18 protein-coding genes are annotated in these 24,348 nt (G+C 65.9%); 8 read left to right on the top strand and 10 right to left on the bottom strand.

Annotated elements, in window-relative coordinates; translation table 11 throughout:
- From I8J34_RS06280 to I8J34_RS06260, 5 genes are all read left to right on the top strand, one after another.
- Nucleotides 1-705, top strand: a complete 705-nt coding sequence (locus I8J34_RS06280) for an SPOR domain-containing protein (protein ID WP_214360533.1) — start codon at nucleotides 1-3, stop codon at nucleotides 703-705.
- A gap of 18 nt (nucleotides 706-723) precedes the next feature.
- A complete protein-coding gene (locus tag I8J34_RS06275; protein ID WP_214360532.1) occupies nucleotides 724-1,215 on the top strand; it encodes a CvpA family protein in 492 nt (163 codons plus the stop codon).
- A gap of 8 nt (nucleotides 1,216-1,223) precedes the next feature.
- A complete protein-coding gene (purF, locus tag I8J34_RS06270; RefSeq protein WP_214360531.1) occupies nucleotides 1,224-2,762 on the top strand; it encodes an amidophosphoribosyltransferase in 1,539 nt (512 codons plus the stop codon).
- Between the two features lie 13 nt (nucleotides 2,763-2,775).
- On the top strand, nucleotides 2,776-3,957 hold the full coding sequence (locus I8J34_RS06265) for an O-succinylhomoserine sulfhydrylase (protein ID WP_214360530.1): 1,182 nt from the start codon (nucleotides 2,776-2,778) through the stop codon (nucleotides 3,955-3,957).
- 254 nt (nucleotides 3,958-4,211) lie between these two features.
- Nucleotides 4,212-8,045 carry an HzsA-related protein gene (locus I8J34_RS06260; protein ID WP_214360529.1) on the top strand — a complete coding sequence of 1,278 codons (3,834 nt, stop codon included), beginning with the start codon at nucleotides 4,212-4,214 and terminating at the stop codon, nucleotides 8,043-8,045.
- 125 nt (nucleotides 8,046-8,170) lie between these two features.
- On the opposite strand, the gene I8J34_RS06255 is transcribed toward I8J34_RS06260, so the two are convergent.
- Genes I8J34_RS06255 through I8J34_RS06235 form a run of 5 tightly spaced genes read right to left on the bottom strand, consistent with a single transcriptional unit; the run spans nucleotide 8,171 to nucleotide 12,366 of the window.
- Entirely contained in the window at nucleotides 8,171-8,926 is a 756-nt protein-coding gene (locus I8J34_RS06255) for a UDP-2,3-diacylglucosamine diphosphatase (protein WP_230411732.1), read from the bottom strand.
- Nucleotides 8,923-9,417: a peptidylprolyl isomerase gene (locus I8J34_RS06250; protein WP_214360528.1), complete on the bottom strand. Its 495-nt coding sequence runs from the start codon at nucleotides 9,415-9,417 to the stop codon at nucleotides 8,923-8,925. Before I8J34_RS06250 ends, I8J34_RS06255 begins: the two co-directional genes overlap by 4 nt.
- A gap of 26 nt (nucleotides 9,418-9,443) precedes the next feature.
- A complete protein-coding gene (locus I8J34_RS06245) occupies nucleotides 9,444-10,007 on the bottom strand; it encodes a peptidylprolyl isomerase (protein WP_214360643.1) in 564 nt (187 codons plus the stop codon).
- Between the two features lie 56 nt (nucleotides 10,008-10,063).
- Entirely contained in the window at nucleotides 10,064-11,245 is a 1,182-nt protein-coding gene (locus tag I8J34_RS06240; RefSeq protein WP_214360527.1) for a L,D-transpeptidase family protein, read from the bottom strand.
- Nucleotides 11,242-12,366, bottom strand: a complete 1,125-nt coding sequence (locus I8J34_RS06235; RefSeq protein ID WP_214360526.1) for a nuclear transport factor 2 family protein — start codon at nucleotides 12,364-12,366, stop codon at nucleotides 11,242-11,244. The genes I8J34_RS06240 and I8J34_RS06235 overlap by 4 nt, the downstream gene beginning before the upstream one ends.
- 202 nt (nucleotides 12,367-12,568) lie before the next feature.
- On the opposite strand from I8J34_RS06235, the gene cysS reads away from it, so the two are divergent.
- Together cysS and I8J34_RS06225 are read left to right on the top strand one after the other, a co-directional pair.
- Nucleotides 12,569-13,948 (top strand): cysteine--tRNA ligase, encoded by a 1,380-nt coding sequence (gene cysS, locus I8J34_RS06230; protein WP_214360525.1) that lies wholly within the window; start codon nucleotides 12,569-12,571, stop codon nucleotides 13,946-13,948.
- Between the two features lie 56 nt (nucleotides 13,949-14,004).
- Nucleotides 14,005-14,730, top strand: coding sequence for a Crp/Fnr family transcriptional regulator (locus I8J34_RS06225; RefSeq protein ID WP_214360524.1), 726 nt, complete (start codon nucleotides 14,005-14,007; stop codon nucleotides 14,728-14,730).
- Nucleotides 14,731-15,026: 296 nt separating this feature from the next.
- Here I8J34_RS06225 and dnaJ read toward each other — a convergent pair whose 3' ends face one another.
- The 3 genes from dnaJ to grpE all read right to left on the bottom strand — a co-directional run bounded on the left by dnaJ (nucleotide 15,027) and on the right by grpE (nucleotide 18,832).
- A complete protein-coding gene (gene dnaJ / locus I8J34_RS06220; protein WP_214360523.1) occupies nucleotides 15,027-16,142 on the bottom strand; it encodes a molecular chaperone DnaJ in 1,116 nt (371 codons plus the stop codon).
- Between the two features lie 86 nt (nucleotides 16,143-16,228).
- Nucleotides 16,229-18,157 (bottom strand): molecular chaperone DnaK, encoded by a 1,929-nt coding sequence (dnaK, locus tag I8J34_RS06215; protein ID WP_214360522.1) that lies wholly within the window; start codon nucleotides 18,155-18,157, stop codon nucleotides 16,229-16,231.
- Nucleotides 18,158-18,244: 87 nt separating this feature from the next.
- Complete coding sequence (gene grpE, locus I8J34_RS06210; protein ID WP_214360521.1) at nucleotides 18,245-18,832, bottom strand: nucleotide exchange factor GrpE; 588 nt, start codon at nucleotides 18,830-18,832, stop codon at nucleotides 18,245-18,247.
- A gap of 197 nt (nucleotides 18,833-19,029) precedes the next feature.
- Between grpE and I8J34_RS06205 the strand changes: the two genes are divergently transcribed.
- A complete protein-coding gene (locus tag I8J34_RS06205; RefSeq protein ID WP_214360520.1) occupies nucleotides 19,030-20,391 on the top strand; it encodes a protein kinase domain-containing protein in 1,362 nt (453 codons plus the stop codon).
- 12 nt (nucleotides 20,392-20,403) lie between these two features.
- Here I8J34_RS06205 and trxC read toward each other — a convergent pair whose 3' ends face one another.
- Together trxC and I8J34_RS06195 are read right to left on the bottom strand one after the other, a co-directional pair.
- The gene (gene trxC, locus I8J34_RS06200) at nucleotides 20,404-20,841 is read right to left on the bottom strand and encodes a thioredoxin TrxC (RefSeq protein ID WP_214360519.1); all 438 of its coding nucleotides are present in this window, start codon (nucleotides 20,839-20,841) and stop codon (nucleotides 20,404-20,406) included.
- 240 nt (nucleotides 20,842-21,081) lie between these two features.
- The gene (locus tag I8J34_RS06195; protein ID WP_214360518.1) at nucleotides 21,082-24,345 is read right to left on the bottom strand and encodes an EAL domain-containing protein; all 3,264 of its coding nucleotides are present in this window, start codon (nucleotides 24,343-24,345) and stop codon (nucleotides 21,082-21,084) included.
- Between the last annotated feature and the right edge of the window lie 3 nt (nucleotides 24,346-24,348).

Genomic DNA, 24,348 nt, shown 5'->3' with positions numbered 1-24,348 from the left:
ATGGCGACCGACGACGCCCAGACCGATCTGAAAAAGCGCGCACGCCGCCGCCTGGTGGGCGCCGCCGCGCTGGCCCTGCTGGCCGTCATTGTGCTGCCGATGGTGATGGACCCGGCCCCCAAGACGGCCGACGAGGACATCCAGGTGCGCATCCCCAGCCAGGAGGGCGAGAATTTCGCCCAGCGCCGGATCGAAGCGACGGCACCACCGCCGGTAGCCGAACCCGTCACGCCCGAGCCGGCCAAGGCGGCCCTGACCACCGCCGATCCGCCCGCCACGGTGGAGCCGCCCGCACCGCCGGCCAAGGCGCCCGCCGCAGACACCCCGGCAAAGGCCGAACCCAAACCCGAACCCCGCACCGAGCCGGTGGCTGAGAAGCCCGCCGCAGCGCCGGCGCCGGCCAGCGAACGCGCCCGTGTCGAGGCCATTCTCGCCGGCAAGCTGCTCAAGCCCGGTGCCGAGGCAGCGTCGTCCGCGGCCGCTGGCGAGGCGTTCGTCGTCCAGTTGGGGGCCTACAGCAACGAAGACAGTGCCGCGACGCAGGCCGGGCAGGCGCGCAGCAAGGGTTTCAAGGTGTTCACCCAGAAGATCGGGAAGACGACCCGTGTCCGTGTCGGCCCCTACAGCAGTCGCGAGGCGGCCGAAAAGGCTGCGGCCCAGCTCGAGAAAGCGGGCTTCAAAGGCGTGGTGATGGCCCGTGGCTGAAGGCTTGCGGGCAGCGGAATGACAGTCTTCGACTATACGTTTCTGGGCCTGCTGTGCGTGATGGCCATCCTCGGCTTCTGGCGCGGCTTGATCAGCGAAGTGCTGGCGCTGGCCGGCTGGGTGCTGGCCTTCATCGCCGCGCGGATGTTCGCGGCCGAGGCGGCGGTGCTGTTTGCCGCCTGGCTCAGCGAACCGGCCTTTGCCTATCTGGCCGGTTTCGCCCTGATCTTTCTGACGATCCTGGTGCTGGTGGCAATCGTGCGCTACGCGCTGCGTGCGCTCATCCATGCCGTCGGGCTGGGGTTTGTCGATCGTGGATTCGGTGCGTTGTTCGGCACGGCCAAGGCCGTGGCGATCGCGTGCCTGCTGGTGGCTTTGGGGGGCGCGGCCGGTGTGTCGCGCGCTCCGTGGTGGGAGGCGGCGATGTTTTCGCCGCTGCTTGAGACAGCCGTGGTGGCGGCTAAACCCTGGATGCCCGATGTGGTGGCCGAACGGGTGAGTTTTCGATAGGTGATGGCATGTGCGGGATTCTAGGGATTGTCGCGACAACGGCAGTCAACCAGTTGCTTTACGATGGTCTTCAGGTCTTGCAGCATCGGGGGCAGGACGCGGCCGGGATTGCAACTGCCGAGGGCGGCCGCTTCCTGATGCACAAGGGCTCGGGCCTGGTGCGGGACGTGTTCCGCACGCGCAACATGCGCAACCTCCAGGGCAACTGGGGTATCGGCCATGTGCGTTACCCGACGGCCGGCTCGGCCTACAACCCGGCTGAGGCGCAGCCCTTTTATGTGAATTCGCCGTTCGGCCTGATGCTGGCGCACAACGGCAACCTCACCAATTCAGAAGAGCTCAAGCGCGAGATGTTTCTCGCCGACCTGCGCCACATCAACACCAATTCCGATTCGGAAGTGTTGCTCAATGTGCTGGCGCATGAACTGCAGGCCGCTGCCAACGGTTGCAAGCTGGACGAGAATGCGATTTTCAAGGCGGTGACCGCAGTGCATCGCCGCTGTCGCGGTGCCTATGCCGCGGTGGTGATGATCGCCGGCTACGGCCTGCTGGCGTTCCGTGATCCGTACGGCATCCGGCCGATGGTCATCGGTCGCAATGACGCGCCGGGCGGCACCGAGTGGATCGTCTCGTCGGAGAGTGTCGCAGTCGATGCATTGGGCTTCAAGCTGTTGCGCGATGTCGAGCCGGGCGAGGCGGTGGTGATCGACATGGAAGGCAACTTCCGCAGTCGCGCCTGTGCCGAGCAGACGCTGCACGCACCGTGCATGTTCGAGTATGTCTATCTGGCACGGCCGGATTCGCTGATCGACGGCGTGTCGGTGTACGAAGCGCGCTTGAAGATGGGCGAGTATCTGGCCAACAAGTTCCGCCGCACCATGCCGCATGTCGAGGTCGACGTGGTCATCCCGATTCCCGACTCCAGTCGGCCTGCAGCGCTGGAAATGGCCAACCAGCTCGGTGTTCCCTACCGCGAGGGTTTCGTCAAGAACCGCTACATCGGGCGCACCTTCATCATGCCCGGCCAGGCTGTGCGCCGTAAGTCGGTGCGGCAGAAGCTGAACACCATCCACCAGGAGTTCAAGGGCAAGCGCGTGCTGCTGGTGGACGACTCCATCGTGCGCGGCACGACCAGCCAGGAAATCGTCAACATGGCCCGCGATGCCGGCGCCACCAAGGTGTATTTCGCCTCCGCGGCACCGCCGGTGCGCTACGCCAACGTCTATGGTATCGATATGCCCACGCGCTCCGAGCTGATCGGTTCGGATCGTGACGAGGCCGAGATCTGCGCCGCCATCGGTGCCGACGGCCTGTTGTACCAGGATCTGGACGATCTGCGCGCATCGGTCCGTGCCATCAACCCGTCGATCCAGTATTTCGAAACCTCCTGTTTCGACGGAAAATACGTGACCGGCGATGTAACGGCCGATTATCTTTTCGGCATCGAGAACCGCCGCGGCACATCGCCGGTGACGGTCGAGGACACCGACAGCGGCCCGGCCGCCAACCAGCTCGATCTGAACCTGGCCTCGGACAATTCGGACTAGCAAGGACACTCGCGTGACAGATTCCGCCGAACGCGTATTCGACTTCGACACCCTGGCGGTACGCGCCGGGATTGAACGCAGCCAGTTCAACGAGCACAGCGAAGCGATGTACCTCACCTCGAGCTTCGTGTTCGAGAATGCGGCACAGGCCGCCGCGCGCTTTTCCGGAGAAGAGGCGGGCAATGTCTATGCCCGCTTCACCAACCCCACCGTGACCATGCTGCAGCAGCGTCTGGCCGCGCTCGAAGGGGGCGAGGCCTGCGTGGCGACGGCCTCCGGCATGGCGGCGGTCCTGTCCACCGTGATGGCGCTGCTCAAGTCGGGCGACCATGTGGTGGCCTCGCAGGGCTTGTTCGGCTCGACCCAGCAGTTGTTCGGCAACGTGTTCTCGCGCTTCGGCATCGAGACCACCTTCGTGCCGGCCAGCGACATCGCCGCCTACGATGCTGCGGCAAAGGCCAACACGCGCTTGTTCTTCGTCGAGACGCCGTCCAATCCGCTCACCGAGCTGGTCGATATCGCGGCCGTGGCCGAGGTGGCGCATCGCCATGGCGCCTTACTGACCGTGGACAACTGCTTCTGCACGCCGGCGCTGCAAAAGCCGCTGGCGCTCGGCGCGGATCTGGTGATCCATTCGGCCACCAAGTATCTCGACGGCCAGGGCCGGGTGCTGGGCGGTGCGGTGGTCGGCGGGGCGGCACTGGTCGAAGAGGTGTTCCGCTTCCTGCGCACCGCCGGCCCCTGCCTGTCGCCGTTCAATGCCTGGGTGATCCTCAAGGGGCTGGAAACCCTGCGTTTGCGCATGGATGCGCAAAGCGCCAATGCACTGGCGCTGGCGCAATGGCTCGAAGCCCAGCCGCAGGTCGCGCGGGTGTATTACCCGGGCCTGCCGTCACACCCGCAGCACGCGCTGGCCATGCGCCAGCAGGGCTCGGGTGGGGCCATCGTCAGTTTCGATGTGATCGGCGGGCGCGAAGCGGCCTGGCGGCTGATCGATGCGACCCGGCTGATCTCGATCACTGCCAATCTGGGCGACACCAAGAGCACCATCACCCATCCGGCCTCGACCACGCATGGCCGGATCTCGGCCGAGGCGCGCGCGGCCAGCGGGATTGGCGAAGGCCTGATCCGCCTGGCCGTGGGGCTGGAGTCGGTGGCCGACCTGCAGGCCGACCTGGCGGGCGTGACGCGCTGATCCGGCGCGCAAGAATGTAAGAGTCTGTAGCCGGGGCGGGCATTCGCCTTGCCCCGCAATGCCCCGCCCTGTCCGGGCGTTGCGCCGGACAGCGACGCGCAGCGCCCGTGCCGTCGGCGCAGGCCGCCGGTTCACATGCCGACCTGCATGGCGCAAGATTCCCCTGTCCGGTCCGACGCACGGCGCATGCCATTTGGGCAGCGCTTCGTGCTTGTCGCCGACCGGGCATCCGCGCTTACACGGAGGATCGATGCATGCGTTGGCCGCTGCTGGGTTTGGCCGCCATGCTGGCAGGCGAGGCGCTGCCGGCCGAGGACACCACCACCCCGTTGATCTGGGTCGAGTTCGATATCGACCGCACGCCCGCGCGCTTTCTCGGCGAGGTGTTCGACCATCCGGACGTGTGCATCTCGCTGCCCGAGGTCAATAACCGGCTTCACAACCAGATGCCCGCAGGCCGCGGACCCAATGGCATCAGCGGCCCTGGCCGCCTCATGCGTCGGGACGCCGCCGGTCAGGTCTCGGTCCTCTACGATTGCGCGGCCACGGGGCAAATCTGCATGCCGACCGATCCGCGCCTGTCCTTCGATGGCACGCTGGTTGCCTTCACCGTGTATCGCGGCAGTCAGTGGGAGGCCGCCTGCGGGTCGGGCAACCGGACGCTGGCGGGCGCCGCCGGCGCGAACGTGGCCATTCATGACCTGCGCACCGGCAAGACGACAGAGTGGCCGTACGTCCCGGGCCGGCATGATGTGACCCCGGTGTTCGTGAACCAGAACGGCCACCTGCGGGTGATGTTCTCGTCGGATCGCGACCGCGAGTACGAGCCGCTGCTGCCGCGCTCCTCGGTGCAGGGCTATGCCAATCTGCAGACTTTCTTTGCCGATGTCGACGGCAAGAACGTGGTCAAGACCGGCTATCACGACATGGCCAGTTTCTACGGCGGCACGCAGATCCGCGACGGCCGGCTGATCGCCTCTTGTGCGCAGTGGGGACACGATCTGCCCTACATCGGCTACGGCCCGGTCTACACCAACTATCCGGGCACCTTGCTCAACCAGTGGTGGGTGTGTGCCACCGATCCGTGGGGTGGCTCTCAGGAGTCCAGCTTCGGCGCCCACTATCGCGGCCGCGCGCTGCACTGGCTCAGCCAGTTGCAGGACGGCCGGCTGGCGGTGGGGGAGTACTACCGCGGCAACAACAACCAGGGCGCGGGCAAGATCTTCCTGTGGTCGCCCAAGCCGTTCACCGTCGAGGGCATTCCGGTGCGCGAGGCGAAAGGGCGCTTTGCCGGGCTGAATCCGCGCGACCTCACGGACGCGATCACCTGGGCCAACGCCAACGACGAAAAATCGCATTTCGACTTCGCCAATGCCCGCTATAAGGGCAAGGTGCGCGACCCCTTCGGACTGCCGGGCAACGCGCTGGGCTTTGTCTGGTGTCAGGGCATGTGCTCCCGGCAGTTCGGCCTCAAACCCGATGGCCTGGATCGCTTTGTCGAAGAGGGACCCGACCCCCGCCGGCCGGTGAGCATCGCCGACGCGGTCGGCGTCGAGATCGGCATCTACAAGTTGCCCGCCGACAAGATTCCGTCGGACGACTACCGGCGCGATCCGATCAAGCTGGTCGATCGACCCGGCGTCGCCGAGTTCGGCGCTATCTACGGTGGGCCCTACGTCGATGTGCATGGCCAAGCGCGGCCCGATGATGTGGCGCAGCCGCGTTCGGCGGACGGCAACTGCTATCTGCATATCGCGTCGCAGCGCTCCGACACCATGGCCTACCCGGTGCTGCACGGCAACTATCGCTGGGGGCACCAGGAACTGTCGCCGTTGCTGGGCAAGGAGTTGGTCGGCGTTCGCGACGAGGATGTGAAGTACATCCGCCTCACACGGGTGCTGCCGAACACCCACCGGGCGCGGAACTTCGCCGGCGCCGGGCGCGAACCGTGGACGGTGTGGGGCTATCGTGGCGAGATTCTCGGGGATGCGCCGGTGATGGCCGATGGGTCGGCGAAGATCCAGGTGCCGTGCGACGTGCCGTGGGTGCTCGCCGGGCTGAACGCCGATCACGAGGTGATCCGGCGGGACATGATGCCGCAGTCCTTGCGGCCCGGCACGGTGCTGACCTGCGGCGGCTGCCACAACCACAATGATGTCGACGCCGCGCCCGATTTTGCTGCCAGCCAGGCCGCAGCGAGCGCCCCCGTGCGCTTGGGGCAGCCTCGGCCTCAGCCCGAATTCAATGCCGACATCGTGCCGATTCTCAACCGGCGCTGCGCCGCCTGCCACAGCGGGGCGCAGCCGGCGGGGGGCATCGATTTCAATGACCATGACGCCTCGGACGGGATGAGCACCGCCAAAATGCTGGTCGAAGACTACCCGCAAACGACCAACCCGCGACCGGTGGCGGTGCATCAGCGCTCGGAAGGCTATTCGCCGAAAGCGGTCTTCATGCTCGATCGGCCGCATATCTCCTGGCTCATCAACGGCAACTACGCGGCCGGCTCGGCCTTCTACTGGTACTTCAAGGGGCGCCGGGCCGACTACCGGAGCAATGCCAGCACCGAGGCGGACATGGACTACAACGCGTCCCATCCCAAACTCGACGTCACCGCCGCCGAGCTGGCGACCGTGCGCGACTGGATCGACACCGGCGCCCTGGTGGATCCGCTGGTGCGCGCCGTGCCTTCCCGCGGGCCGTCGACCGGCCACGGTGGCGGGCAGGGCAGTGGCGGCGGTGGCGGGGGTGCGGATGAGGCGCGCCAACCGGCCGGCTTTCTCTCAGCGCCCTTGCAGCCGGCCAAGACCGGCGGCGGGCCGGCCGGGCGTTGGGCATGGTTTCCCGGCACCTGGCAGATCGCCGATGAACACTATTTCGATCCGCACGGCATCGATTTCCAGTGGGCCTACTCACGCACCGACCCGGTCCCCGCGCGCATGCGCCTGTTCGTCCATCTGCATGGCTCCTCGGCCGGCACCGGGGCGGGCATGGGCCATCCCTTTGCGCCGCCGCTCGCCCGCGTCGGCCAGATCGAAGTGCGCAATCAGGATGCCGAGGCGCATGAGGGCGCCTGGCGCGAGTCCTGGGCCTATGGAGAGGACGGCCAGCCATATCCGGGGCGGCGCCTGGCCGGGTCGATCGAGTATCTGGTGGATCGCTACCCCCAGATCGACACCGAAGGCCTGGGCCTCGTGCTCAAGGGCGGATCGATGGGCGGTGGCGGTGCGGTGATCCAGAGCATGATCCTGCCCAACCCGTGGCGGCCGCGCATCGCCTATGTGAGCGGTGCCGTCGGCTTGATCATGCCGCGCCGCATCGCACAGCGGAATCCGGGCCAGTACGGGCGCATTCCGCCCGACCGGGGGCCGTCGAAAGCCTTGTGGGACCGCATGGATTTCGCCCTCCAGGCCGCTACCGACCCGGTGGTTCGGGGCATCCACTACCGGCATGCCTTCTCGTCGAACGATGGCTTCAGCGCCGGCCCGGACGGCAACACCCAGCTCGAGTTCGTGAACCTGGTCGAGCAGCATCGCATCGGCGGGGCGTTTTCCTGGGTGCACAACGGGCACAGCGGCGGCGAGCCCGGCGTCAATCTGCCCTGGCTGTCGAACTTCGAGCATGCGGACCAGGACGTGACGCTGGACCGTGCCCACCCGGCCTTTACGCACTCCACCGGCAACTACCCGCAGACGGCGCAGGAGCGGGTCGATGAAGCGCGCTTTCCGCGCGGGCACTACAACCTGGGCTTGCTATGGCATCACGCACGGATCGTCGACACGCCAAGCGAGATCGCGCTGCCGATCCGCTACCAGCGTCATACGGGTATCGGCGGTGGCATCCCCGATCAGCCCGAACGCATCACCGTGAGCGTGACGCCGCGGCGACCGGCGCATTTCAAGCTGGTCGACGGCGAGCGGATTGCGTGGGACTGGGACAAGGGCGCGCTGACCGGCAGTGCCGTGGTCGATGGCGATACGGTGACTGCCGAGGGCATCCCGCTGGTGTCGGGGGCGCCCTACAAGGTGTTGCGCTTCTTCAAGCCGGGGGCGCCCAAGGAAACGCCGGGCCGCCCCAAGTTTCCTTGACCCCCTCGGGGGGCGGGCAGGGCGTAGCCCGGCCCTGGGGGCACTCAAAAGGAAACGCCGGGCCGCCCCAAGTTTCCTTGACCCCCTCGGGGGGTGGGCAGGGCGTAGCCCGGCCCTGGGGGCACTCAAACAGTCAGCAGCTCGCGCCGCAGCGTGCCGTCAGACCAGGCCAGATAGGGCGCCTCGCCATGCCAATCGGCGAGCACCCAGCGCTCGCACGGACGGCCGTCGACGGTGTGGGTGTGGGTGGCCGGTCGATGGGTGTGGCCGTGGATCATCAGGTCGCAATCGGCCGCGCGGAAGGCCGCTGCGACGGCGTCCGGATTGACGTCCATGATGTCGGCCGCCTTCTGGCGTTTTCCCGCTTCGCTATGGGCGCGGATGTTTTCGATGATGGCCCGCCGCTCTGCCAGCGGACGTGCCAGAAAGGCGCGCTGCCAGACCGGGTCGCGCACCTGCTGGCGGAAGGCCTGATAGGCGTGGTCGTCGGTGCACAGCGTGTCGCCATGGAGCAGGACGGCCGGCCGCTCGCCGAGGGTGATGGCGACGGGCTCGGTCAGGCGCGTCACGCCGGTGGTGGCCGTGAAGGCCTCGCCGATCAGGAAGTCCCGGTTGCCGGCCACGAAGCCGATGGCCGTGCCGTGCTGAGTCAGATCGGCCAGCAGCCGGGCGATATGCTGGTGATACGGATCGGCCAGGTCGTCGTCGCCGGCCCAGTATTCGAACAGATCACCGAGGATGTAGAGCTGTGCCGCCCGGCGCGCCGGGCCTGCGATGAAGGCTTCGAAGGCGCGCGTGGTGGCGCCTTCGGCGGCACACAGGTGCAGGTCGGCGATGAACAGCACCGAGCCTGCCACCTGCGGGCTTGCGGTCGCGGTCAAACGATTTCCGCGCGCTCGATGATCACGTCTTCTGCCGGCACATCCTGGTGGAAGCCGGACGAGCGCGTCTTGACGGCGCGAATGGCATCAACGGTGTCCATGCCCTCGGTGACCCGGCCGAACACACAGTAGCCCCAGCCTTGCGGCGAGGCCGAGCGGAAGTTCAGGAAATCGTTGTCGGCCACGTTGATGAAGAACTGCGCGCTGGCCGAGTGCGGATCCTGGGTACGGGCCATGGCGATGGTGCCCTTGTCGTTCTTCAGGCCGTTGTCGGCTTCGTTCTTGACCGGATCGTTGGTGGGCTTCTGCTTCATGCCCGGCTCGAAACCGCCGCCCTGGATCATGAAGCCGTCGATCACGCGATGGAAGATGGTGTTGTCGTAGTGGCCGGCCTCGACATAGGCGAGGAAGTTCTTGACCGTCTCGGGCGCCTTGTTGGCGTCGAGCTCGAGGGTGATGGTGCCGTGGTTGGTGTGCAGTTTCACTGCCATGGGCTGCTCCTTGTGTGTTCGATGGGTTACTTGCCGTCCGCGGGGAGTTCCCGCGCGGCGCGAATGATGATGTCCTCGGTGGGCACGTCACGGTGCCCGGCGGCGGCTCCGGTGGGCGTGCCGCCGATGGTTTTGACCACGTCCATGCCCTCGACCACCTTGCCGAAGACCGCGTAGCCCCAGCCGTCGAAGGAGGGGTAGTCGAGCTTGGTGTTGTCGACCAGGTTGATGAAGAACTGCGCGCTGGCCGAGTGCGGATCCTGGGTGCGGGCCATGGCGATGCTGCCGGTGAGGTTGCTCAGGCCGTTCTTGGCTTCGTTCTTGATCGGCGCGCGCGTGGACTTTTGCTTCATGCCCGGCTCGAAGCCGCCGCCCTGGATCATGAAGCCGGGAATTACGCGATGGAAGATCACGCCGTTGTAGAAGCCGTCGCGCACGTACTGGAGGAAGTTCTCGGTGGTCACCGGCGCGGCCTTGTCGTCGAGTTCGAGGACGATGGTGCCGCGGTTGGTGTCCAGGGCGACCTTCGGGCCGGCCTGGGCCACGCTCGTGGTCAATGCAATGCTCAGGGCGAGCAACAGGGCTTTCATCATGATCTGCCTTTGTCAGAGGGGCGGGTGGTGCGCCGGCGCAGTGGCCGGCAGGCTCAGGCGTTGCCTTCGTAGGCAATGCGCCACTGGCCGTTTTCCTTGATCCAGTACTGCTTCTTGCGGCGCTGGTCGTCGTGGTTGTTGCTCTCGTAGCGCTGGTCGAAGGTCACCTCCACCAGCTCGTCCTTGCCGGGGCTGCGCAGCATGCTGATGCGCCCGAGTTCGACCTTGATCCAGGTCTTGTTGCCGGCGACTCGGCGCTTGTGCGCCGCCCAGCGGCTCAGGTCGTCGTTGCCGCTCTTGAAGCTGCGCGCATAGTGCTTGAGGTAGCGCGAGACATCCCGGCTTTCCCAGTCCTGGCGCCAGGACTCGATGGCGCTGTTGAGTGCCTTGCGTTCGGCCTGCCAGTCGTCCATCGACAGCCATTCGATCTCATGGCTGATGATGACCGGCGTCAGGCCCACCTGGACGTAATTGGACAGCGTGTTGAAGTCCTGGTTGGCCAGCACCACGCAGCCTTCCGAGGCGCGCGGCGGTCGGGCATAGGTGTCGCGCGGCACGCCGTGCAGCCAGATGCCGTAGCCGGTACGGCCGACCCGCTTGTCCCACTCGTTGGGGTAGTTGATCGGGAAGGCACCGTCGCCGTAGAGATCGGGCAGCTTGCTGCGATCGATCTGCGAGATCACGTGATAGACGCCGACCGGCGTCTTGTTGTCGCCTTCGCGCAGCTTCTCGGCGCCGGCCTTGCCGTGGCTGGCATAGAAGTCGGCCACGAAGCGCGGCGTGCCGTTTTCGTTCTTGTACACATAGAGCCGCGCGCGGCGGGTGTCGACGACGACGGCGTATTTCTGCTCCGGGCCCATCTGCAGCAGATAGCGCGGCACATAGCTGGTTTGCGGCTTTTCGCGGTAGGCGCGCAGGCGGGCGAGGGCTTCGTCGCGCAGATCGTCGATCGCGCTGCTGCCGCCGTCGGCGTTGCCGAAGCTCTTGAGCGGGCGGCCGCGTGCCAGCAGCAGGTCGCCCTTGATCAGATGGGCCAGGCGAAAGTTCGGGTAGGTCTTGATGATCGCTTCGGTCTGCGCGAGCGCATCGTCGAGGCGCTTGGCTTCGATGGCCTGGAAGACATGCTGCAGGTCGGCATCCGGGCCGCTGTCGGAGAGCGTGGCGGCTCCCGCACTCAGCGCGAAGGAGGCCAGCGCGGCGGCGAGGCCCAGGCGAAAAAGGCGGAAGGTGTTCATCGGCGACCGATCAGTTCTTGCTGGATGCGCCATTGTCCGTCCTGCTGGACCAGGACAAGCGTCTTGTCGGTGGAGCCGCTGAAGCCGGAGGAGTCGTAGTGCTGGCGGAAGATCGCCCTGGCCTGCTTGCCATTGACGGTGATCGAGATGTTTTCGAGCTCGACCGTGATCTCGCCGGGTTTGTCACCCACGCGGGCCTGGCGCTCGTCCTCCCAGCGGGCGCGGGACTTTCCGCCCGGCACCTCGAAATCCTTGGCGTAGTGCGACAGATAGGCCTTGACGTCCTTGCGTGCCCAGGCACGCGCCCAGGCGTCGACCGCACCGCGCACGGCATCGCTGGCGCTGGGCGCGGCCGGCGTGGCGACCGGTGCTTTGGCCGGCGCCTGCGGCGCTGTAGCAGCGACGGGTGCGGGGGCTGGGGCAGCCTCCGGAGCGGGAGTCGGCGCCGGTGCTGGCGCCGGCTTGGCGGCCGGCTGCGCGGCAGGTGCCGGCGGGGTGGCCGGCAACGGGGTCTGGGGTTTGGCCACTGGCGCGGCGGGGAGGGCGGTCGGTGCGGCCGGTGCAACTGCCGCTGCCTGCGCCACGGCGGTCGGGGCGTCGCGCCGGACCGATACCGTCATCAGTTCGCGAATCAGCGCCAGCTTCGACTGGGCGCCGGTGTTGTTCGAGTCGAGTTGCAAGGCCTTGTCGTAGGCTTGGCTGGCCAGGCGGGCATAGACGTCGCCCAGATTCTCATGGGCGGTGGCATAGCTCGGATGCGTGCGAATAGCCATCTCCAGCGCTGCCTTGGCCTTGTCGAAGGCCTTTTGCTGGGCGTAGAGCACGGCCAGGTTGTTGTAGGGCTCGGGCAGTTCCGGGTAATCCTCGGTGAGCTTGCGGAACACGGCGATGGCCTCGTCGGTTCGATTCAGCTCGGTCAGGGCGACGGCCTTGAGGAAGCGGGTCTGCGGGTCGGTCGGATTCTTGCCCAGGTCGAGATCGGCAACCCGAATGGCTTCGGGAAAATCGCCCCGCGCCACCAGGGTCTGGATCTCCTGGACGGAAGCGAAGGCGCCTTGGCCGAAAACCAGCGCCAGTGCGGCGCATGCGGCGTGAAGGACGGAAGAATCGCGTGTTTTCATTGTGATATACTTCGGCACAAAATTTGCCGCCGTTAGAGCCTTGAAAATCAACGGGGCATTCTACCAATAAACCTCAGTCGAGTCTCATCCGGGGCGCTCTTCCGGTTGCCGACTTGCCGCCATGAGAGGCGGGTTCCCTTTGTGGGCCCGCCTTTTTTGCGGTTCTGGCGGAGGCGCTCCAACAACAGGTCCTGGCTTCATCATGTTGACGATTCACAACACCCTGACCCGAGAGAAAGAACCGTTCCGGCCGATCGAACCCGGCAAGGTGCGGATGTACGTCTGCGGCATGACGGTCTACGATTTCTGCCATCTCGGCCATGCGCGGGTGATGGTGGTGTTCGACATGGTGGCGCGCTGGCTGCGCGCCAGCGGCTATGACGTGACCTATGTGCGCAACATCACCGATATCGACGACAAGATCATTCGGCGCGCCGCCGAGAACGGCGAGTCGATCCGCACCTTGACCGACCGCTTCATCGCCGCCATGCATGAAGACGCGGCGATGCTCGGCGTGCTGCCGCCCGACCACGAACCGCGTGCCACCGAGCATGTGGACGGCATGCTGGGCATGATCGGCCAGCTCGAAGAGCATGGTCTGGCCTATGTGGCCGACAACACCGACGTGTGCTACGCGGTGCGCAAGTTTCCGTCCTACGGGCGGCTGTCCGGCAAAACGCTGGACGAGCTGCGCGCCGGCGAGCGTGTCGATGTGGCCGATGGCAAGCGCGACCCGCTGGATTTCGTGCTGTGGAAGCGGGCCAAGGAAGAGGATCCTGCCGATGCGCGCTGGGCGTCGCCCTGGGGCGAGGGGCGTCCGGGCTGGCATATCGAATGCTCGGCCATGGGCTCGGCGCTGCTCGGCAAGCAGTTCGACATCCACGGCGGCGGGCAGGATCTGCAGTTCCCGCACCACGAGAACGAAATCGCCCAGAGCGAGGGCGCGCACCAGTGCCGCTATGTGAATTACTGGATGCACAACGGCTTCGTGCGGGTGGACAACGAGAAGATGTCCAAGAGTCTGGGCAACTTCTTCACCATCCGCGAGGTGCTCAAGCAATACGACCCCGAGGTGGTGCGCTTCTTCATCCTGCGCGCCCACTATCGCAGCCCGCTCAACTACAGCGACGCCCACCTGGACGACGCCCGTGTTGCGCTGACCCGTCTGTACACCGCGCTCAAGCACGCGCCCGCGGCGACCGAGCCGGTGAACTGGACGGGCGAATTCGCCGCCCGTTTCCGCGCCGCGATGGATGACGACTTCAATACTGCCGAAGCGATGGCGGTGCTGTTCGAAATGGCGGCGGAGGTGAACCGCACGGCAAGCGCCGCCCTGGCGGCGCAGTTGCAGGCGCTGGGGGGCGTGCTCGGTCTGCTCGAGCGCTCGGCGATGGACTTTCTGCAAGGCGCCGACGCCGGCGACGGCCCCGACAATTCAGCGATCGAGGCGGCGATCGCCGAGCGCGTGGCGGCCAAGCAGGCCAAGGACTATGCCGCGGCGGATCGCATTCGTGCCGAGTTGCTGGCTGCCGGTATCGTGCTCGAAGATACCGCCGGCGGCACGATCTGGCGGCGGGCCTGAGCCATGTCCGACCCACGTCTGCCACCGTCCCAGCGCGCCATGGATGCGCCACGCTCATGACACGCCCCCATGCACTTTCGCCGTGGGCGGGTCACACGGACTGCGCCAAATGCCCGGTACGTGATTCGGGGGTTTTTTCCTCGCTGGCACCCGAGCAGATTGCGCTGGTCCAGGGCAGTTTCGACGACCTGCGGGTCGAGGCCAAGCGCGTGCTCTACCACCAGGGGGCGCGCAGCGACGCGCTGTATACCGTGCGCGAAGGGGCGATCAAGCTGGTGCGCCATGGCGCCGACGGCTCGGCCCGTATCGTGCGGATCGTCAAACCGGGCGATCTGGCCGGTCTGGAGGTGCTCAACGGCCGGGAATACGATTCGTCGGCGGTCGCCATCGGTCCGCTGCGGGTTTGCCGCCTGCCACTGGCGACCCTGGATCGGCTGCGGGCCTCGGATCCTGCGCTTGGGCAGCGCATGCTCGAGAAGGCCGGCGACGCACTGGCGGAAGCCCAGCTGTGGCTGGCGGAGCTTACTGCCGGCAGCGCACCGGCTCGGGTGCGGGTGGCGCGCCTGATGCTGCGCCTGCAGACCCGGGCCGGGAGTACCGAGGTATTCCGCTTGGCCTCGTCCGACATCGCGGCCATTCTCGGGATCACCGTGGAGACGGCTAGCCGGGTGATCGCTGCGTTCAAACGCGAGGGCGTGCTCACGCCGCCAGCGGCCGGCAGCCATGTCATGACGGCCGACACTGCCCGCCTTACGGCCGAAGCGGACGGTCGCGCGGGTTGAACCGTCCTGGCGCAGGAGAGCCGAAGTGGTCGGGCTGACGGCGACAGTCGTCTCGCCTGCGTCGCTGGCGCGCAGCTTGAACATGTAGCGATTGACCGGCGCGCGCAGCGAGTCGGTGCCGCTGATGGTGCCCACCAGCGGCACCATGCCAGCTTTGCCGAAAATCTTCATCGCCGTTGTGCCGGGGCTCGGGCCGATGTGGGCCCCTTTTCGCCGCCGCCGTTCAGCGCGATCGGCACCTACTTGGGGTTGCCGGGCGGCAGTCGGGGCGGCGCGAGCGGCCGCCCCGGGAAGGCTTACTGGAAGAAATCCTTGACCTTGTCCATCCAGGACTTGGCCTTGGGGTTCTGGCGGTCGGCGTTTTCGGCGCCGATGCGCTGGAACTCTTCGAGCAGTTCGCGCTGGCGATCGGTCAGTTTCACCGGCGTTTCGACCAGCACATGGCACATCAGGTCGCCCTGCATGTGCGAGCGCACATTGCGGATGCCCTTACCGCGCAGGCGGAAGACCTTGCCGGTCTGCGTTTCGGCGGGCACCTTGATGCGGGCCATGCCATCCAGCGTCGGGATCTCGATGTCGCCGCCGAGTGCCGCGGTGGCGAAGTCGATCGGCATCTCGCAATGCAGATCGTCGCCTTCGCGCTGAAACACCGCATGCGGCTTGATGTGGATCTCGACATAGAGGTCGCCGGACGGGCCGCCGTTGATGCCCGGCTCGCCATGGCCGCCGTGACGCAGGCGCATGCCTTCGTCGATGCCGGCGGGGATCTTCACTTCCAGTGTCTTCTGCTTCTTGACCCGGCCGGCACCATGGCAGGTGCTGCAGGGGTCGGGAATATAGGAGCCCGAGCCGTGGCATTTCGGGCAGGTCTGCTGGATCGAGAAGAAGCCTTGCTGGATGCGCACCTGGCCGGCGCCGCCGCAGGTGGGGCAGGGCTTGGCTTGGGTGCCGGGCTTGGCGCCGCTGCCGCCGCAGCTGTCGCAGCGCTCCTGGGTGGGGATGCGGATGGTCTTCTCGGCGCCGCGGGCGGCTTCTTCGAGGGTGATCTCGAGGTTGTAGCGCAGGTCGGCGCCGCGATAGACGTTGGAGCGCCCGCCGCGCCCGCCACCGAAGATGTCGCCGAAGATGTCGCCGAAGGCATCGCCGAAGCCCTCGAAGCCGTGGCCGCCGCCGGCCCCCATGCTCGGGTCGACGCCGGCATGGCCGTAGCGGTCGTAGGCGGCGCGCTTGTCCGGTTCGGACAGGACCTCGTAGGCCTCCTTCACTTCCTTGAAGTGCTCTTCGGCATCCTTGCTGTCCGGATTGCGGTCCGGGTGAAACTTCATCGCCAGCTTGCGATAAGCCTTTTTGAGATCGGCGTCGGAGACGTCGCGATTGACGCCGAGAATTTCGTAGTAGTCGCGCTTGGCCATGGTCGTGTATCAGCTCTGTCGTGGAAAGGCCGGACTGCGCTGCACAGCGTGCAGCACGGCCCGGCCGGATGTCGCGAGGGACCGGATTACTTCTTGTCGTCCTGCACTTCCGTGAACTCGGCATCGACCACGTCGTCGTCGGCCGCCTTGCTGCTCTGACCGCCTTCGGCGCCACCGGCTGCGCCGGCCTGGGCCTGGGCGTCGGCATACATCTTCTCGCCGAGCTTCTGGCTGACCTGGCCGAGGGCTTCGGTCTTGGCCACGATGGTGTCCTTGTCGTTGGACTTCATCGCTTCTTCGGCGTCGGTGATGGCCGCTTCGATCTTGCCTTTCTCGTCGGCATCGATCTTGTCGCCATGTTCGGCCAGCGCCTTCTTGATCGAGTGCACCAGCGTGTCGCAGGCGTTGCGGGCGTCGACCAGTTCGTGCGCCTTCTTGTCCTCCTCGGCATGCGCCTCGGCGTCGCGCACCATGCGCTCGACTTCCTCGTCAGAGAGACCCGAGTTGGCCTTGATGGTGATCTTGTTTTCCTTGCCGGTGGCCTTGTCCTTGGCCGACACGTGCAGGATGCCGTTGGCGTCGATGTCGAAGGTGACCTCGATCTGCGGCATACCGCGCGGCGCCGGCGGGATGTCGGACAGGTTGAACTGGCCCAGGCTCTTGTTGCCAACGGCCATTTCGCGCTCGCCTTGCAGCACGTGGATGGTCACTGCGTTCTGGTTGTCCTCGGCGGTCGAGAACACCTGGCTGGCCTTGGTCGGGATGGTGGTGTTCTTCTGGATCAGCTTGGTCATCACGCCGCCCATGGTCTCGATCCCCAGCGACAGCGGGCTGACGTCGAGCAGCAACACGTCCTTCACTTCACCTTGCAACACGCCGCCCTGGATCGAGGCGCCGATGGCCACGGCTTCGTCCGGGTTCACATCGCGGCGCGCTTCCTTGCCGAAGAACTCCTTGACCTTGGCCTGCACCATGGGCATGCGGGTTTGGCCGCCGACCAGGATCACATCGTCGATATCCGTCACCTTCAGGCCGGCGTCCTTGATTGCGACACGGCACGGCTCGATGGTGCGGGCGACCAACTCTTCGACCAGCGACTCGAACTTGGCGCGGGTGATCTTGACGGCCAGGTGCTTCGGGCCGGAGGCGTCGGCCGTGATATAGGGCAGGTTGACTTCGGTCTGGGTGCTGGAGGAGAGCTCGATCTTGGCTTTTTCGGCGGCTTCCTTCAGGCGCTGCAGGGCCAGCACGTCGTTCTTCAGATCGACGCCCTGTTCCTTTTTGAACTCGGTGACGATGTAGTCGATGATGCGCTGGTCGAAGTCTTCGCCGCCCAGGAAGGTGTCGCCGTTGGTGGCCAGCACTTCGAACTGGTGCTCGCCGTCGAGGTCGGCGATCTCGATGATCGAGATGTCGAAAGTGCCGCCGCCGAGGTCATACACGGCCACCTTGGAGTCGCCCGGCTTCTTGTCCATGCCGAAGGCCAGCGCGGCCGCGGTCGGCTCGTTGATGATGCGCTTGACTTCGAGGCCGGCGATCTTGCCGGCGTCCTTGGTGGCCTGGCGCTGGCTGTCGTTGAAGTAGGCCGGCACGGTAATGACCGCTTCGGTCACTTCTTCGCCGAGGTAGTCTTCGGCGGTCTTCTTCATCTTGCGCAGCACTTCGGCGGAGACCTGAGGCGGGGCGATCTTCTTGCCGCGCACTTCCACCCAGGCGTCGCCGTTGTCGGCCTTGGCGATGGTGTAGGGCATCATCGCGATGTCCTTCTGCACTTCTTTCTCTTCGAAGCGGCGGCCGATCAGGCGCTTGATGGCAAACAGCGTGTTCTTGGCGTTGGTGACGGCCTGGCGCTTGGCCGGCGCGCCGCACAGGATCTCGCCGTCTTCGGCGTAGGCGACGACGGACGGCGTGGTGCGCGCGCCTTCGGAGTTTTCAATGACCTTGGGCTTGCCGGCTTCCATGACGGAAACGCAGCTGTTGGTGGTGCCCAGGTCGATACCGATGATCTTTCCCATGATGGTTCCTTTAACGAGATTCTTGTCTGTCCGGGCCGGTCGTCCGGTCCGCTGCTGCAATCAGAAGTGGGGGCGAGGCCCCGGAATTCAACCCGCCTTGGGCGCCGATACGATCACCAGCGCTGGGCGGATGACGCGCTCGTGCAGGGCGTAGCCGCGCTGGAGCACGGTGATGACGCGATTGGGCTCGCCATCGTGCGGCTGGGCGCTGATGGCCTGGTGCAGGTTGGGGTCGAATTTTTCGCCCATCGGGTCGATCACCGTCAGGCCGGCACCGTCGAAGGCCGAGCTCAGTTGCTTGAGCGTCAGCTCGACGCCGTTGCGCAGGTTCTCGACCGTGCTGTTCTCAGCGGCGAGGGCGGCTTCGAGGCTGTCCTTGACCGGCAGCATGGCCTGGGCGAATTTTTCGGCCGCGAACTTGCTGGCCTTGGCGATATCTTCCTGCGCGCGGCGGCGCACGTTCTCGGTCTCGGCCTTGGCGCGCAGCCAGGCGTCGTGGTGCTCGCTGGCTTGCAGCTCGGCCTGGCGCAAGGATTCCTGCAGGCTGGGCATGACGTCGGCCTGGTTTTGGGCCTGCGCAGCGTCAGGCGCCGGCGCGGTGGATGCGGTTTCAGTGGTCTGGACGTCGATGGCCGGCGTTTGCTCGGGGGCGTCGGGCGTCGGTTTCTGTTGCATGGATCGATCCTGATGCGGGGTGAGTTGGCGAATGCTGGCCTAGCTGGGGGCGGGGCGGTGGATTTCAAGTCGTGCGGGGGAAATTTCTTCCGGCCGCCATACGGCGATTTGCATCAAGCGTGGCCGGCGGGGGCATAATGATGCGCATCAGATACGGTGCCCGATGATCGACGCACCGGGTGGGACGGAGGATTTCAATGAACGATATCCCGACACAGATCGGGAATTTCCGGATTGTCCGAGAGCTGGGGCGAGGCGCGACCGCGACGGTCTACCTGGCCGAAAGCCCCGACTATCCGGAACCGGTGGCCCTCAAATACATCCGCTTCGACGACAAGTCCAAGGACGAGGCGAAGTGGAATCGCCGGCTGATCAAGCTGCTCAAGGCGGAGCGGGCGGTGGCCAGTCGACTCAACCATCCGCACATCATCCGCATCTTCGAGGGCGTGGTCGGGACCAACGAAGCCTATGTGGTGATGGAGTATTTCCCGGGCGAGTCGCTCGAGCGCTTCTGCACCTTCGCCCATCTGCTGCCGGTGCACCGGGCCATCGGCATCGTCTTCAAGTGCTGCATGGCGCTCGACTACGCCTATCGCCAGGGGGTGGTGCACCGGGACATCAAGCCGGCCAACATCCTTGTGGACGAGAAAGACAACGTCAAGATCACCGATTTCGGCCTGGCCATGAACATCAACAAGAAGGTCGACACCGATTCGACCTTCATCATGGGCGTCGGCTCGCCGGCCTATATGTCGCCGGAGCAGATCAAGAGCTATCCGCTCAACCAGAAGACCGATCTCTACTCGCTTGGCGTGGTGCTGTTCCACATGCTCACCGGCCGCCTGCCGTTTCGCGCCAAGAACCCGGCCCAGCTGATCTACAAGATCATCAACGCCGATCCGCCCGCGGTCACCCAACTGCTGCCCGACCTGCCCGAGCTGATGGACCGGGTCATCCGCAAGGCGCTCGAAAAGGACCTTTACTCGCGCTACAAGAACGGCGCCGAGTTTGCCAAGGATCTGTCGGCGGTGCGCTACCAGCTGGTAGACGACAACCTGTTGCCGCCCGATACCAGCCAGTTTTCGACCCTGCGCAAACTGACCTTCTTCACCGAGTTCGACGACATCGATCTGTGGGAGGCGCTGCGCATATCCAGTTGGCGGACGGTCAAGGCCAACACCACGCTGATGCGCGAAGGTGACCAGGACCAGCGCTTCGGCCTGATCATCGAGGGCAAGATCGAATTGTCGGTGTCCGGCCGGCGCATCGTCGAGCTGGGCGACGACGAGGTGTTCGGCGAAACCGCCTACCTCGACGAGTTGGACCACAAGCACCTGTATACGGTGGTCACGCTGGCCGAGACCACTTACCTGGAGATCAACCCGGCGGCGCTGGCCTTGTCCACCGACGAGAGCCAGGATCTCTTCCGCCGCCGCCTGACCACCGCCATGACCAAGCGCCTGGCCATCCTGTCGGCCGAACTGGCCAAGAGCGCGCCGGTCGCCGCCCGCGGCACCGCCCTGGCGCCGGGTGCCGACCTGCAACTGGTGGACGACTGAAGCACCTGCTGCTCAGGTGTTTTCCCGCACCCATTTGGTAAGGCGCGGTGCGTCCATGGCGCCGCTGATCCGTGCCACCTCGCGCCCACCGCGAAAGGCGACCAGGGTCGGGATGCTGCGGATGTTATAGCGGGCGGCGAGCCCCTGTTCCTCTTCGGTACTGACCTTCAACAGACGCACGCCGGGCGCCAGCTCGCGCGCGGCGGCCTCGAAGGCCGGCGCCATGGCGCGGCACGGGCCGCACCAGGGGGCCCAGAAATCCACCACCAGCGGCAGGTCGTCATTGACCAGATGGCGGTCGAAGTCCGCGCCATTGGCGCTGATCGGCCGAGCCTCGATCACGGCCGCCTTGCAGCGGCCGCAGCGCGGGCCGTCCCCCAGGCGTTGCACGGGAATGCGGTTGACCGCGTGGCAGTGCGGGCAGACGACGCGGGAAGAGGTGTTCGACATTCGGAGCTCCCGGAAAATGTTGGCGGTGCCGCCGCCGTGGGGGCTGGGGTCCGCCCGGAGAAATCGCATGGTGGCCAGCTCGCCCGGGTCGGGCGCCGGCAGCAATCAGGTGAGGGCGCTGCGAGAGGATTGCAAGCGCCGGCTCGCAGCCTGGGGGGCCTTGTCGTCGGCGCGCCAAGTTCGGGGTTTGCCGTCAGCCGCTGAAAATGCCCCGCCTTGGCCGCGCTTCCGCGATCGGATTCAATCCAGGGGCAGCAAGGCTTCGAAGGCGGCCAGCTCGATCGGCTTGCTGAACAGGTAGCCCTGGTAGGTCGGGCAGCCGTACCGGGCGAGGAAGCTGCGCTGGGCTTCGGTTTCCACGCCTTCCGCGATGACCGACAGGCCCAGGCTCCTGGCGAGCGTGATGATGGTCTGGACCACGACGGCGTCGCTGGCACTGTCGGGCAGATTGCGGATGAAGGATTGGTCGATCTTGAGCTGGTCGAGCGGGAGTCGGGTCAGGTAGGAGAGCGATGAGTATCCGGTGCCGAAGTCGTCCATGGAGAAGCCCACGCCGAGTTCCTTGAGTGTGCGCATCTTGTCGATGGAGTCGTCGATGTCGTCGAGCACCAGGCTTTCGGTCAATTCGAGCTTGAGCTGGGTAGCCGGCGCACCGGCACGGGTCAAGGCCTGGTGCACAGACGCGACGAAATCCGGTTGGCGGAACTGCCGAACGCTCACGTTGACGGCCAGGAGCAGATGTCGCTTGCGCGGGTCGCGCGCCCAGTCGGCAAGTTGTTCGCAGGCGGATTCGAGCACCCACTGGCCAATGGGCACGATCAGGCCGGTGTCCTCGGCCAGGGGGATGAACTCGCCCGGCGGCACCATGCCGCCTTCTGGGTGGCGCCAGCGGAGCAGGGCCTCGGCACCGATGATGCCGTGTTGGCCATCGATCTGGGCTTGATAGTGGAGGACGAACTTCTTGCCGGTGATGCTGGCGCGCAGCGCCGCTTCGAGATTGGCGCGGGTGGCCAGGTTCGCTTGCATTTCGGGATCGAAGAAGCGCAGCGTGTTGCGGCCTGCCGTCTTGGCCTGGTACATGGCGATGTCGGCCTGCTTGAGCAATTCATCCACCGAATTGTCGGCGCCGGAGAATAGGGTCGCGCCGATGCTGGGCGTGCTGTGATGTACGCGCTCGGCAATGTGGTACGGATGGTTGAGCACCGACAGGATTTTTTCGGCGACGCTCTTTGCCTGGGTGGCCGCCTCCGACCAGTTGGCGTTCAGATCCTCCAGCATCACGACAAACTCGTCGCCGCCGAGGCGCGAGATGGTGTCGCCCTCGCGCACGCAGGTGCCCAGACGCCGAGCCACCTCGATCAGCAGCAGGTCGCCGACGTCATGGCCGCAGGTGTCGTTCAGGATCTTGAAGTTGTCCAGGTCGATGAACAGAAGGGCGCCCATTCGCCCGCTTCTGGCGTTGCCCGCCATCGCGTGGTGGAGCCGATCCTGGAGCAGGCGCCGGTTCGGCAGATCGGTGAGCAGGTCGTAGAACGCCAGGTGCTCGATCTTCCTTTCGGCGGTCTTGCGCTCGGTGATGTCGGTCATCGTGCCGACATAGTGGGTAATCTCTCCCTGGGGGTTCTTTACCGCGGTGATGTTCAGCCAGGCGGGGTAGGCTTCGCCGCATTTGCGGGAATTGAGGATTTCTCCCTGCCAGGCGCCCTCGCGCCGAATGCACGCCCACATGGTGTCGTAGCTGGCGCTGTCCTGGAGCGGCGCCTTCAAAATGCGTGGCGTGGCGCCCACGACCTCTTCGGGCGTGTAGCCCGTGATTTCGGTGAAGGCCGTATTGACGCGCAGAATCGTTTGATTCACGTCGGTGATGACGATGCCTTCCTGGGCCTCGAAGGCCGTGGCGGCGATTCTGATCTGCTCTTCGGCGCGGTCGTGTTCTTCGCGGGCGCGTAGCGTGACGATGCCGAAGGCCAGGTCATTGGCGAGCTCTTCGAGCAGGCGCTGTTCCTCCAGGGGAAAGGCGTCGGTCTCGCTGGCATAGATGCTCAGCACGCCGAAGGTGTGGCCGCCGCTGTCCTTCAATGGCAAGGCAATGCTCGAGCGGTGACCATGTCGCAGCGCGGTGTCGCGCCACGGTGACACGCGAGGGTCGCTGGCAAAGTCGTTGACGACGACGATCGCGCCCTGGCGAATCGCGGTGCCGCTCGGGCCGCGTCCGTATTCCGTATTGGCCCAGGTCAGTCCGGCCTGTTCCAGATAGACGGACTTCACGCCGGCATGGGCAATCGGTCGCAGGGTCTTGGCGTCGTCCTGCTCGGCATAGCCCACCCAGGCCATGCGATAGCCGGCGTCGTCGCAGACGATGCGGCAAACGGATTCGACCAGGGACTGCTCGTCGTCGGCGCGGATCAGGATCTGGTTGCATTCGCTGATGGCGCGCAGTTCGCGGTTCAGTTTTTGCAATGCGGCGGCGGCCTGCTTTTGCTCGGTGATGTCCTGATGCGTACCGACGCGCCGAATCTCTTTGCCGTCCTGGTCGCAGACGTCCACCCACCGGTTGCTGACCCAGCGGATTTCGCCGTCCGGGCGGACGATGCGGAATTCCACTTCGAAGTCTTCGCCATGGCCGGGCGAGGCCTCAAGCGCGGCCAGCAGGCCGGGGAGGTCCTCGGGGTGGATGCATTCGAGCACCAGCTCGGTGCTTGGCGTTTGCGGTGGCCGGCCGAGGATTCGGAAGAACTCGTCCGACCAGAACATTTCGCCGGTTTCAAGATCGTGCCACCAGTTGCCGACATGGGCGATGTGTTGGGCTTCGAGGAGCAGTTCCTGTTTTTCCTGGATTGCGTCCATCATGGCGTTGAAGCTCCTGCCCAGGCGCGCCACTTCGTCGTTGCCGCTGGCGGGGACCCGAAGGGTGTAGTCCGCGCGGGTCCGCACATGCTCCGCCGCCTCGGTGAGCGAGGCGATGGGGCGGGCGATCATTCGCCGCAGCAGAGCCAGTTGGCCAAGCGCGGCCGCCAGCACGATGAGCGCGCCCGCGCCGAATATCCATAAGGTCTGTTGCGTCTGCTCGTTGAGTTGATGCAGGCTCATCCGGATACGCAGGTGCGCGCCGCGCGGCAGACCTTGCAGGAGTTCTACCGTGGTGTCTTCGAGGTGGACGCCATCGGCCCGGTCCGGCGGGGCCCGGGGGGCGGCGTTCGAGGCATGGCGAAAGCTGGCCAGGGGTCTTCCGTCTTCCAGGAAGATGTCGGCTTCGAGGATTTGTGGATTGATCCGCAAGGTATCGAGGATTTCCTGCGCCCGGCGCGGGTCTTCAAAAGCGACCGCGGCGTCCGTGCCGACCGAGACCAGCTGCGCGTAGGGCTGCATGATCTGCATGGCGCGGTCTTCCAGCGTCAGGTGCTGGAACAAGGCCAAGCCCGCCCCCGCGACGGCAAAGGCCAGCAGCGCCGAGCTCCATAGAACGAGCGCGAGCTTTTTGTCGATATTCAGTCCGCGATCCACCGC

Origin of the sequence: Denitromonas iodatirespirans, from assembly GCF_018524365.1 — a bacterium.
Classification (GTDB): Bacteria; Pseudomonadota; Gammaproteobacteria; order Burkholderiales; family Rhodocyclaceae; genus Nitrogeniibacter; species Nitrogeniibacter iodatirespirans.
The sequence above is the reverse complement of the archived record's forward strand: the minus strand, read 5'-3'. Positions and strand labels throughout refer to the sequence as shown.